The organism is Streptosporangium sp. NPDC000563 (assembly GCF_040299985.1).
Classification (GTDB): domain Bacteria; phylum Actinomycetota; class Actinomycetes; order Streptosporangiales; family Streptosporangiaceae; genus Streptosporangium.
In genome coordinates, this window is the sequence record NZ_JBEPDA010000007.1 from 1 (window position 1) to 11,979 (window position 11,979).

General features: G+C 73.1%; 10 protein-coding genes. All 10 read right to left on the bottom strand.

Annotated elements, in window-relative coordinates:
* Positions 1-3,080 (bottom strand): type I polyketide synthase (locus ABT352_RS18760; RefSeq protein ID WP_350946116.1); only part of this gene is annotated, 3,080 nt, incomplete at its 3' end.
* 133 nt (positions 3,081-3,213) lie between these two features.
* On the bottom strand, positions 3,214-3,978 hold the full coding sequence (locus ABT352_RS18765) for a thioesterase II family protein (RefSeq protein WP_350946117.1): 765 nt from the start codon (positions 3,976-3,978) through the stop codon (positions 3,214-3,216).
* Positions 3,975-5,057 (bottom strand): alpha/beta fold hydrolase, encoded by a 1,083-nt coding sequence (locus ABT352_RS18770; RefSeq protein ID WP_350946118.1) that lies wholly within the window; start codon positions 5,055-5,057, stop codon positions 3,975-3,977. The genes ABT352_RS18765 and ABT352_RS18770 overlap by 4 nt, the downstream gene beginning before the upstream one ends.
* The gene (locus tag ABT352_RS18775; protein ID WP_350946119.1) at positions 5,054-5,809 is read right to left on the bottom strand and encodes a 2-oxo acid dehydrogenase subunit E2; all 756 of its coding nucleotides are present in this window, start codon (positions 5,807-5,809) and stop codon (positions 5,054-5,056) included. Before ABT352_RS18775 ends, ABT352_RS18770 begins: the two co-directional genes overlap by 4 nt.
* On the bottom strand, positions 5,806-6,039 hold the full coding sequence (locus tag ABT352_RS18780) for an acyl carrier protein (RefSeq protein ID WP_350946120.1): 234 nt from the start codon (positions 6,037-6,039) through the stop codon (positions 5,806-5,808). The genes ABT352_RS18775 and ABT352_RS18780 overlap by 4 nt, the downstream gene beginning before the upstream one ends.
* Positions 6,036-7,070: a 3-oxoacyl-ACP synthase III family protein gene (locus ABT352_RS18785; RefSeq protein WP_350946121.1), complete on the bottom strand. Its 1,035-nt coding sequence runs from the start codon at positions 7,068-7,070 to the stop codon at positions 6,036-6,038. Before ABT352_RS18785 ends, ABT352_RS18780 begins: the two co-directional genes overlap by 4 nt.
* A gap of 205 nt (positions 7,071-7,275) precedes the next feature.
* The gene (locus ABT352_RS18790; protein ID WP_350946122.1) at positions 7,276-9,564 is read right to left on the bottom strand and encodes a heavy metal translocating P-type ATPase; all 2,289 of its coding nucleotides are present in this window, start codon (positions 9,562-9,564) and stop codon (positions 7,276-7,278) included.
* 111 nt (positions 9,565-9,675) lie between these two features.
* The gene (locus ABT352_RS18795) at positions 9,676-10,158 is read right to left on the bottom strand and encodes a CBS domain-containing protein (protein WP_350946123.1); all 483 of its coding nucleotides are present in this window, start codon (positions 10,156-10,158) and stop codon (positions 9,676-9,678) included.
* Positions 10,158-11,024: a universal stress protein gene (locus ABT352_RS18800; RefSeq protein WP_350946124.1), complete on the bottom strand. Its 867-nt coding sequence runs from the start codon at positions 11,022-11,024 to the stop codon at positions 10,158-10,160. The genes ABT352_RS18795 and ABT352_RS18800 overlap by 1 nt, the downstream gene beginning before the upstream one ends.
* Positions 11,025-11,154: 130 nt before the next feature.
* Complete coding sequence (locus tag ABT352_RS18805; protein ID WP_350946376.1) at positions 11,155-11,964, bottom strand: universal stress protein; 810 nt, start codon at positions 11,962-11,964, stop codon at positions 11,155-11,157.
* Positions 11,965-11,979 lie beyond the last annotated feature (15 nt).

Here is an 11,979-nt window from a genome sequence, read left to right on the forward strand (position 1 = left end):
GCGTCCGTCCCCGACGCCACCAGCTCCCACAAATCCTCGGGCGAGGCCACCCCACCGGGAAACCGGCACCCCATCCCCACGATCACCACCGGGTCGTCGCGGTGACCGGCGGTGGGGGCCGGCGCGTCCGGGGCGGTATCGGCGGTCAGGTGTCGGATCAGGGCGGCGGTGGTGGGGTAACCGAACAGGGTGGCCGCGGGCAGGTCGACCTCGAGGGCGGCACCGACCCTGTCGCGCAGCTCGACCATGCCCAGCGAGTCCAGGCCCAGGTCCTTGAAGGTGACGTCCTGGTCGACGCGGGCCGGATCCGAGAAGCCCAGCACCGCCGCCACCTCACCGAGGACGCGGCGCCCCACGTCGGCCTTCCCGGCGGAGAGAGCGGGAGCGGCGGGGGCGGGTCCCCTGCCGGGAACCGGGACCTCGGCGACAGCCGCCTCCCGGCCGGGAACGGCGTCCAGCCAGTGGTGCTCGCGCTGGAACGGATAGGTGGGCAGGGCGAGGCGGGGTCCGCCGGGCGGGAAGACCGCGTCCCAGTCCAGCGGCACACCGGCGGTGAACAGCCCGCCGACGGCGACCTCCACCTCGTCGCGCCTGCCGAGGACCGGCACGAACGCCGCTTTCCTGCCCTCCGCCTCCCGGCCGAGCCCGCTCAGGGTCGCCCCGGGTCCCGCCTCCACGAAGATCCCGGCACCCAGCTCGCGGAGCCGGGTGAGCCCGTCGGCGAAGCGCACCGGTCGGCGGGCGTGCTCCACCCAGTACTCCGGATCGGTGCTCTCGACGAGCTCACCGGTCACGGTGGACACGAACGGGATGCGGGATCCGCCGAACGAGATCCCGGCGAGCACCTCCCGGAAGTCGTCGAGCACCGGGTCCATCAGCGGGGAGTGGAACGCGTGGCTCACCGGGAGCCTGCGCGTGCGGTACCCCCGAGCGGTACCGAGCGCGGCGACCTCCTCCAGCGTGCGCGTCCCGCCCGCGACGACCACCGACTCCGGGCCGTTGACGGCGGCGATCACCGCGGTTCCGCCGGCCAGGGCGAGCAGCTCCGCGGCGTCCGCCTCCCCCGCGCTCACGGCGAGCATGCCGCCGCCCGCGGGCAGCGACTCCATGAGCCGGCCTCTGGCGACGATCAGTTCCGCGGCGGAGGGCAGGTCGAGGATGCCCGAGACGTGTGCGGCGGCCACCTCCCCGATGGAGTGACCGGCCACGAAGGACGGTTCGACACCCAGGGAGGCGAGCAGGCGGAAGGTCGCCACCTCGACCGCGAAGATCGCGGGCTGGGTGAAGGCGGTCCGGTCGAGCAGCCGGGCCTCGGCGCTGCCGGGCTCTGCCCAGACGACGTCCTTGATCGGGCGTGACAGCCGATCGTCCAGGGCGGCGGCCACCTCGTCGAACGCCGACCGCCAGACGGGAAAGTCCCGGTGTGCCCGGCGTCCCATGCCGAGCCGCTGGCTGCCCTGCCCGGGGAACAGCACCGCGACCGGCGCGCTCCCTGCCCGTCCCGTCACGACCCCGGCCGCGGGACGGCCGTCGGCCAGCGCCTCCAGCCCGGCCGGCGCGTCACCGGTGACGGCGGCGCGCCACTCGAACGCGGTCCGTGTGGTGGCGAGGCTCCGCGGCAGCCCCGGAGGGATCTCACCGTGTTCGGCGACGAGGTCTCGCAGCCGCGCCGCCTGCTCCCTCAGCGCGGGCTCGGTCCTGGCGCTGAGCACCAGGGGAGTCCGCGGCGCGCGGACGTCCGGCTCCCGAGAAGGTCCCGGCACCGTGGAATGTCCGTGCGGCGTGGAATGTCCGTGCGGCTCGGGCGCCTCGGCCACCACGATGTGGCAGTTGGTCCCGCCCATGCCGAACGAGCTGACACCGGCGACGAGCCTCTCGTCCTGTCGGGGCCAGACGCCGCCCTGGTCGCGTACCGTCAGGCGCCAGGCGTCCAGATCGATGTCCGGGTTCGGCTCGGAGTAGTTGAGGCTCGCGGGCAGCCGGCGCTCGCTGACGCTGAGAACGGTCTTCAGCAGGCCGGCGATCCCGGCCGCGCCCTCCAGATGGCCGATGTTGGTCTTGACGGAGCCGACGTGCAGCACGGGGCCGCCGTCCCGGGCGAGGCCGAGGGCTCTGGCCTCCACCGGGTCCCCGACCCGCGTGCCGGTGCCGTGCAGTTCGACGTACTGCACGTCGGACGGTGACACCCCGGCCGCCGCCCACGCCTTCCCGATCACCTCGGCCTGCGCCCGCGCGCTCGGCACGGTGAGCCCGTCGGTCGCGCCGTCGTTGTTGACGGCGCTCCCGAGCAGCACCGCGTAGACGCGGTCGCCGTCCTCGACCGCCGCGTCCAGCGGCTTGAGCAGCACCAGCCCGGCGCCCTCACCGCGAACGTAGCCGCCTGCCCGGCGGTCGAAGGTGTGGCAGCGCCCGTCAGGGGACAACCCGCCGAAGCGCGCGACCGCGGCGGTGCCGGCGGGGTCCACGATGAGATTCACGCCACCGGCGAGCGCGAGCCTGCTCTCGCCGCGCCGCAGGCTCTCGACGGCCAGGTGCACGGCGACCAGCGACGACGACTGGGCGGTGTCCACCGCGATGCTCGGCCCCCGCAGGCCGAGGGCGTAGGACACCCGGTTGGCGATGATGCCCCGGGTCGTTCCCGTGAGCGTGTGACGCCCGATCGCCGAGGCGCGTGACAGCGCGGCGTACTCGTCGGCGATGGAGCCGACGAAAACGCCGGTCGCGCTGTCGCGGAGCGTGGCGGGGACCAGCCCGGCGTCCTCCAGCACCTCCCAGGCCAGCTCCAGTACGAGCCGTTGCTGCGGGTCCATCGCGGCGGCCTCGCGCGGTGAGACCCCGAAGAACTCGGGATCGAACCCGGCGATGTCGTCGAGGTAGCCGCCGTAGCGGAGGCCCGGATTGCCCTGGGCGAGCTCGGCCGGGACGGCGGAGAGGCCCCGATGAGCGGGGATCTCCCGAACGGCACCGCGCCCCTCGTCGAGCAACCGCCAGAAAGCGCGCGGGTCCGATGCCCCGGGGAGACGGCACGCTGCTCCGATCACCGCGATCGGCCGGGACACCCGCTGGTCGTTGCTGCTCAACTGCTGCCTCACTCTCGCTCGTGACGGCATGACGGCAGGGCCGTGCGAGGCCGTGGGTGCGGTGTCGTGCCGGTGTCGTGGCGGTGTCGTGGCGGTGTCGTGGGTTTGATGTCGTGGTGGGAGGTACGCGAGCTCAGTCCCGGCCGGTGAGCGCCAGCCACACCGTCTCCGCCACGTCCCGCGACCGCGGGGTCAGGTAGAAGTGGTCCCCGGGAAAGGCCCTGAGCCGGAACCCGCCGGAGGTGTTCTCGCGCCACCGCTCCACCTCGGCGACGGCCGCGAGCGGGTCACGGTCCCCGGTCAGCGCCACGATCGGGCAGCCGACCCGCGCGCCCGGTGCCGGGACGTACGCCCGCAGCGCGCGGTAGTCGCTGCGCAGCGCGGGAAGGACGAGGTCGCGCAGGGTCTCGTCCTCCAGCACCCGCCGGGAGGTCCCGCCGAGGCGCACGACCTCCTCGATCAGGGCGCGGTCGTCTCGCAGGATCCCCGGGTCGACCCGGGTCAGGGCCGGGGCGCGCCCGCCGGAGACGAAGAGCAGGTCGGGGGCGGCGCCGAGGCCCTTTTCGCCGAGCAGTGCGGCCTCGAAGGCCACCAGGGCGCCCATGCTGTGCCCGAAGAAGGCGAGGGGCGCGGCCGGCCGCTCCTCGGCGATCACCGCGGCGATCCTGCGCGCGAGTTCCCGCAGGTCCTCGACGGCCGGTTCACCGCGCCGGTCCAGGCGGCCCGGGTACTGGACGACGAGCACGCGCACCGCCGGTGAGAGCTCCTGGGCCAACTGGGTGAAGAAGGCGGCCGACCCACCGGCGTGGGGGAACACCACCACGCAGGGGGCGTCGGCGTCGGCCGGGGCGAACTGCCGCAGCCAGTCGCTCCTCGCCGCCGTTCCCGTCGCGGTCATCGGCCCGTCCCCGCGCGGGCCGCCTCAAGGGCGGCGCCGAGCGCCGCCGTGACCCGGGGGTCGGCGTCGGGCCGCATCTCCTGTATCGCGAGCAGGCTCCACGCCCGGGTCTCCGCCAGGTGCGACGGGGCGCCGTGCACGTCGGAGTGCTCGATCAGCCTCAGGTCGCGCACGGAGCGTTTGAGCCGCTCGGTGTCGCCAGGCGGGATTATCTCGTCCCTGGTCGCGGTCACGGTGGCGAACGGGACCTCCAGGTCGCGCAGGCTCTCGTCGTCGAGCGCCCAGTCCCGGATGCGCGCGAACACCGCCTGGGGCGGCACACCCACCAGATGCGCCAGGGTGTCCCTGGTGATCGTCGGCACCCGCGCCTGCCAGGCGGTGTCGGTGAAGAAGTCGTGGATCGGCGTTCCGTTGCCGACCAGGCCGCGGATCCGCCGATCGCGCAGCGCGGCGGTGAGCGCCAGATGACCGCCGAAGCTCAGCGCGAGCAGATACGTCTCGGACACCTTCGCCCGCCCGGCCAGGGCGTCCAGTATCGCGGTGAACAGCCGCCAGCCGTCCGGACCGTAGCGCAGGGGGTTCTCGCCGACGCCGGGGAGTTCGGCCACGACCCCGGCCATCCCGAAGGCCGCGATCTGCGGCAGCACCGGGGCCCACTGCTCCTTGGGGCTCACGATGCCGCCGGTCATCACCAGCAGCGGGCGCGGCTCCTCGGCGGACAGGCCCGTGGCCCACACCTTGACGGGCAGCCCATCGACCTCGACGGTGACCGCTTCGATCCCCGGCCACTCCCGCCGCCAGCGTTCGAACGCCTCGACGCAGCGCGCGAGCGCCCGCTTGCGGCCCGGGCCGTCGACGAACGGGAACCGTCCCAGGTTGTAGTACTGGCAGGCCGCCAGCGTCTCACCCGCGGCCTCCGCCTCCTCCCCCGCTCGGATCCACTCATACGGCCACGAGCCCGGCTCGTCACCGCTGTCGGAGCTGATCCGCTCCAGGGGGCTCGCGTAGTGGCCGGTGGGCAGGTTCTGGGAGATCGCGTGCGCCACCACGAACCGTTTGAGCTCGGCCAGGTCGTTCATTCGGCGTATCCCTCCAGCGCGTCCTTGATCTCGGTGAGTACGTCGGCGCCCTCCGCTCCGTCGATCACGCGGTGGTCGAACGCCATGGAGAGCCGCATGACCGGGGCGATCACGATCTCGCCGTCCCTGACGACCGGGCGGTCGGCGATCCGGCCGACCCCCAGGGTGATCGTGGTGCCGCCGACGGAGTGGAAACCGTCGACCGCCCGGTGGCCGAGCGAGGTGACGCTGAACGTCCCGGTGACGGCGGGGCGCCGCTCCAGCAGTCCCGCGGCCTCCCGGAACCGGTCGAGCGCCACCTGCCAGGGAAGCAGCCGCAGGGCCCGGATACCTGCGAACTCCTCTGCGGTGTCGGGATCGGCCTCGATCGCCCGGTCCAGGTGCGCCTGGACGTCGGCGAGGCTCGCGTTCTCCAGGCGGGGGATCACCGTCGCCAGCACGACCCTGCGGCCGTCCAGCGTCTTGTCGAGGGTGACCTTGGCGGCGACGGTGTCGTACGTGGCGACGACCGGGTCCAGGCGGCCCTGGATCGCCGTGTTCGCCTCGGGGTGCTTGCGCAGCACGCCCGCGGCCGCGTGCACGACGTAGGAGACCACCGAGCGGCGCTCCCCCGCTCGCCGCGCCCGCTCGCGTCCCGCGACGATCGCCGTCGCGTCGATCTCGGTGTCGAGGAAGACCGGCGAGAAGTCACGGATCTGGTCGAGGAAGAACAGGGTGTGGCGGCGCTGGTCGGCGAAAGGCTGCTCGGTCAACGGTTCACCACCTCGTAGATCGATTCGAGGTTCGCCGCCTCCAGGAAGTCCGGGAGCGACAACGGCTTTCCCAGGTGCTTCTCCAGCAGGACGAGCATCGCCAGGAGCCGTACCGAATCCCAGCCGGGAAGATCGTCGAAGGCCCGCCCCAGGTTCTCCGCGCCGACGTCGAGCCCGATCTCGTCCTGGAGCAGGTCCACGAACTCCGCCCGCGAGATCCCGGCCGTCATCGGTCACGCTCCAGCGCGAGGCCCGCTCTGATCCACTTGCTCGACTCGATCGCCACCGCGACCGCGCGCGACGGTGTCGCCATCTCCGGCAGCAGGCGGTCGAGCTGGAAGAACAGCAGGGCGTTGCCGTTGTTGCCGGTCTCGCCGACGCAGGAGATCTCCTTGGCCGACGAGAAGTCAAGCCGCTTGGCGATCTTGTCGGTCATGGTGACGGACAGCTGGGGAGGCAGCAGATAGTCGACCTGGTCCCGCTCCCAGCCGAGGTCGTCCAGGAGTTCTTCTGCGACCTCCTCGGCCAGGACGGGCACGAGCTTCTCGATGGCCTTGTAGTCCTCACTCGCCGGCGCCTCGGCGGTGTCGCGGTCCGCCAGGCCGTACCACCGCAGGGTCTGGCCGGGGGCGCGGTCCAGGCCCGACAGCCTGGTGAGCACAGAGCGGACCACCGGCGCCTGGGGGTGGTCCTCGGTGCTGAGCACCGCGGCTCCGGCTCCGTCACCGAACAGCAGGTAGTTGACGACCTCGTCGGGCGGCAACGCGGCCAGGTCGGCCTTGAGGTCGTAGTGCTTGGCGATGACGTCCCCGCCGATCACCAGCGCGGTCCGGTACCGGCCACTGCCCAGCAGCGCGGCCGCCACGTCGAAGGTCTGCACGGCCCCCGAGCAGCCCGACTGGAGCTGGAAGGTCGGCACGCCGTCGATACGCAGCCGGTCGGCGATCACGTTCACGGTGGTCGGCATCAGCGTGTCCGGGGTGGCGGTACCGAGCACCACCACGTCGATCTCCGCGGCGGAGATCCCCGCTCGGTCGAGGGCCTGAACCGCCGCGCGCTCGCCGAGATCGGCCAGGTCGTGGTGGCGCTCGCCCGATTTCAGGTCGATCGCGAGGTGCCGGGTCCGTGTGCCGATGAAGGTGTCGACCCACTGCCGCCAGAGGTCGTCCATCCCGAAGCGCTCGGCCAGTGCGGCGGTGTCGACGGGGGGCCCGGGAAGGGCCGTCCCCACGGACAGAACTCGTATCGGGCTTTCCCCCATGCTGCTCCTCCATCGAGCCGTGTCCGCGTCACGCGTGTCGTCGCCGGGCGGTCCGGTACTCCCGAGGTGGCGTCGCGGATCCCACGTCGGCCTTCCTCGTCGGAACGCTAATGACGCCTGCTAAAGCAGCACTAAGCGAGTGATGAACCGCCCCGCCGGACGGAGACGCCGGACGACGGACGCCTGCGCTCGGTCGCGATCGGCGTCACAGGGAGGCCAGGGAGAAGTAGGCCTCCTCCTCCTGGTCGAAGTGCAGCAGGAGGACCGCGTGCAGGCCGTACAGGCAGGCGCACAGGTCGTCGAGTTGCTCGGGGCGCACCCCGCCGTCCTCGGCGAGGGCGAGGTGACGCCCCAGCCGGCGCACGAGCCGTTCGATCTCCGCGTGTGCCCTGCTCATGGTCATCGTGGCCTCGGGTCCGCCGAGAACGCGTCCCATCGCCGGGTAGAGCCGTCGTTCCTCGGCCCGTTCGTGCGGGAGCAGGCGTTCGGTGAGGAAGGTATGGACCTCCCGCAGCCGGCCGAGGGCCTCCATCGGGGAGGTGCCGGCCAGCTCGTCGGCGGTCTCCCGGATCAGTTCCAGAGGCGGCCTCAGCGAGGAGTGCTCCATCTTGAAGCGGCGCAGCAGGGACTCGGTGCCTGCGTCGACCACCGTGCGGGTCCCCCGGGCGGGACGCAGGGCCCGCAGCGCGTTGAGGATCACCGCCACGTCGATGACCTCCTGGAGCAGGGCACCGGAGGCGGGTGGCAGCGCTCCGGCCGCCGCCACGGCCATGGCCAGCAACGAGAGGGTCATCCCCGCGCTCGCGCTCTGCACGGCGATGCGGCGGGAGCGACGGGCGACGTCCATGGCGTCGGCGAGCCGGTCCAGGCGGTCGGCGGTGAGCACCACGTCGGCCGCCTGGGTGGAGGCGGCCGAGCCGCGGGCGCCCATCGCGACCCCGATGTCGGCGGCGGCCAGGGCGGGGGCGTCGTTGACGCCGTCGCCCACCATCACGCTCACCGCCCTGGCCGTCTCCTGCCGTACGGCCCGCACCTTGGCCTCGGGGCTCTGCTCGGCCAAGACCCGGTCGACGCCGAGCACCGTGCCCACGCTCTCGGCGACCTCGGCCCGGTCCCCGGTGAGCATGATCACCCGCTCGATGCCGGCGGTGCGCAGCCGCCGCAGGGTCCGTGCCGCGTCCGCCCGTACGGCGTCGCGGAGCAGGATCACGCCCGCCGTCTCGCCGTCCACGGTCACCCAGACCGTGATGGCCCCGTCCAGCGCGGCCCGCGCCCGCTGGGCCCGCTCCCACCCCGGGGAGTCCGCGGCAGGGGATGCCGTCGCCTTGCCGACCGCTGTCCGGCGGCCCTCCACCACCCCCTCGGTACCGATTCCGGGCCGCTCCAGAACCTCGGTCGGCCTCGGAAGCTCGGCCCGGTGGGTGCGGGCGGCCTCGACGATCGCGGCGGCCAGGACGTGGGAGGACATCTGATCCACCGCCGCCGCCCAGCGCAGCACGTCGTCGGCGCGGACGCCGGGCGCGGCCACGACGTCGACGACCTGGGGGCGTCCCGCGGTGAGCGTTCCGGTCTTGTCCACGATGAGGGTGCGTGCCTGTCCCAGCCTTTCCAGCGCCGCCCCGCCCTTCACCACCACGCCGTGCCGCGCCGTACGCGACAGTCCTGAGGCGATGGCCGCCGGTGCGGCGAGCAGCAGCGGGCAGGGGGTGGCCACGACCAGTACGGCCACAGCCCGTACCGGCTGGCCGGACAGCAGCCAGGCGGCTCCCGCCAGCAGGAGCGTGAGGGGCAGGAACCAGGCGGCGAACCGGTCGGCGAGCCGTACGACGGGGGCGCTGTCGGCCTGCGCCTGCCGGGCCAGCCGCACCACCCCCGCGTAGGTGCTCTCGGCCGCGCTGCGGCTCGCCCACAGGTCGAAGGCGGGGCCGGCGTTCACGACGCCGCTGCGCGCGCTCTCCCCCGTGGCGCGCCTCACCGGGACCGACTCTCCCGTCAGGGCCGACTCGTCCAGCAGTGCCGCGTCCTTCGCGATCACGCCGTCGACGGGGACCGTCTCACCGTGCGGGATCAGCAGCAGGTCGCCGGGCCGCACCTGATCGACCTCCACGAGGGCGGCCACCCCGTCCCGGTAGCGCCGGGCCGATTGGGGCGCTCGTTCGTACAGCGCGGTCAGGTCCCGGCGGGCCCGGCGTGAGGCGTAGTCCTCCAGTGCCCTGCCGGTGGCGAGCATCACGCCGATCAGGGCTCCGGCGAGATACTCCCGCACGGCGAGCGCTCCGGCCAGGGCGAGTACGGCGATGGCGTCCACGCCCAGCCGGCCGCCACGCAGTGCCGCCACCACCCATCCCGCCGCGGGCACCAGGGCGACGCAGGTGACCGCCGCCCACAGCAGATCACCGGCGGCGCCCGCGCCGGCGAGGTGAAGTACGGCTCCGGCCAGGAGCCCGCACGCGGTCACCGCGAGGAAGACGACCATGCCAAGGCGTCTCGTCATCCGCGCCTCCCGCGGGTAGCCGTCCCGGCCCGGGGACGGAGGTCTGCTTCGATCAGGGCTCCGGGACCGCGGACGGACGTCGGCGACGGGAGCCGATGCGCGGCGTCCGGCTCATCCCGAGGGGACGTGGGACGGCATCACCGGGACCAGGCGGAACATCCCCGTCATCAGCTCCGGCGGCTCCGGTTGCTCGGTGATGCGGCCGGCCACGGCTCGCAGCACGTCGGTGGAGGTCATCATCCCCGCCAGCTTGTGGCCTTTACCCATGACCCCGATCGCGTCGACGCCGGCGTCGATCATCGCGGCGACGGCGTCGGCCAGAGGCGTGTCGGGTGTGGTGTGCGGGCGGCGTCGGTCGGCCAGCAACGCGTGGACCGGCACGCGTGACTGTTCGATCGGGCCGCCTGACCAGTGGGCGGTGAGGTCCTCGCGGGTCAGGATCCCGCGCAGGCAACCATGCCTGTCGACGACCGGCAGGTGGTGGACCCCCGCTCGCTGCATGATCTCCCAGGCCATGAGCGGGGACTCCCCGAGGTCGACGGCGACCAGTGTCCGGCTCATCACCTGCGCCACCGTGAGGTTACCGGTGTCCATCACGCCTCCCCTCGGGCCTGGACGACGGCGACGGGGCAGCGGGCGTGGTGCAGGACTCCGTGACTGACCGAGCCCAGCAGGGCCGAACCGGCCCTGCCCAGTCCCCGGGAACCGACGACGACCAGGTCGGCGGTGGCCGAGGCCTCGCAGATGACGCCGACCGGATGCCCGCAGACGAGTGTCTGTTCGACCTCGACCCGCGGGTACTTCTCCCGCCAGGCGGTGAGCGTGTCCGTGCAGAGGTTCTGTTGGGCGGCGAGGATGTCCTCGACCAGCGGGGTGTAGACGAGGGCGCCCGGTCCCACCACGGGCATCTGCCAGGTGTGGATCGCCCGCAGCCCGGCGCCGCGGCGGGCGGCCTCCTCGAAGGCGTACTCCAGCGCCACCGCCGAGTGGTCGGAGCCGTCGAAGCCCACGACGATGCGGCCGTAGGTCCGCTCGGGGACGGCCCTGACGACCACGACGGGGGCGGCGGCATGCCCGGCGAGGGCCAGCGAGACCGATCCGAGCAGCAGCCCGGTGAATCCGCCCAGCCCTCGGCTGCCCAGCACGACCTGCTCGGCGTCCTCGGCCTCCCGCCGCAGGACCTCGATCACCGGGCCCGTCCCCAGCAGGGTGTCCACCTCCAGGTGCGGGGCGCGCTCCCGGGCGAGTGCGGCCGCGCGTTCCAGCGTCTGGAGGCCGTACTCGGCGACGGAGTCACGAAAACCCGGAGGGGTCTGCAGCGGGATGTCACCGGGCCACGCCTCGCACGCATAAACGATCTTCAAGGCGCATCCGCGCCGGACCGCGTCGTCGGCGGCCCATTCGACCGCGACGTCCGAGGGAGATGAGCCGTCCACGCCCACCACTGTGTGCGCTGCCATGTCGACCTCCTTGGGTTCTGCTTCCATTCGACCGGTCGGCGGCGTTTCGCGCAGTGGGCCAAAGGCCCGTCCGTCAGGGACTTCCGACCCGCCGCGCGAAACGTCGCCTGCCCGTCGCCCGCGGGTCCGATCATCGGGCCGGCCGCTCTCGCGGCCCGCTTTCGCCGGACGAGGTCTCCTCGTGCCGGGCCACCGGGATCAGCATCACCGGGACGCGGGCGCCGGCCAGGGTTTCGCGTACGGTCCGCGCCCTTCCCTCGTCGAGGTGCTGTGACCATCCCAGCGCGATGAGATCCACGTGTTCGGCCGCCGCCACGCTCACCACCTGCTCTCCGGCGACTCCGCTGCGCAGCTCCAGGCGCACCCCGGGACACGCGCAGTGACGGGCCAGGAACTCCTGCTCCCACGCCTGCCTGGCGTGTGCGGCCTGATCCCAGAAGCGGGGAACGGTCACCTCGTCGAAGACGTGCAGGACCACCAGATCGACGCCGGTGCGGGTGAACAGCCGCGCGGTCTCGATGACGGCCGCCGCGGCCTCGAAGGATCCGTCCAGCGGCAGGAGCACCCGGGAGATGACGTGGTGAGGTGTCAGCGGCGTCCCTCGCGCCACCGGTGTCACCGGAGTCGTCGGAGGCACCGGAGGCACCACGGGCACCGGTGAGGGAGGCAGCAGGACGACCGGCTTGGTGCAGCGGCGTACGACCCACCAGGACATGACCCCGGGCGGGGCGCCGTCGGCGAGGACGCCGAGAAGCGTGCTCGTCCGCTCCAGTTCGCGGAGCACCGTCGCCGCGGTCTCCCGTGCCCCGGAGCCGGGGGCGAGGTGGATCTCTCGAATGCCCGTGCGGAGAATTTCCGCCACCGCCCGGGCGACGCCGGTCACGGCCGCGGCCTCATCCTCGTCGCCGCCGTCGTCGACCACGGCCAGCACATCCGCCATGTTCACTTCGTCCAC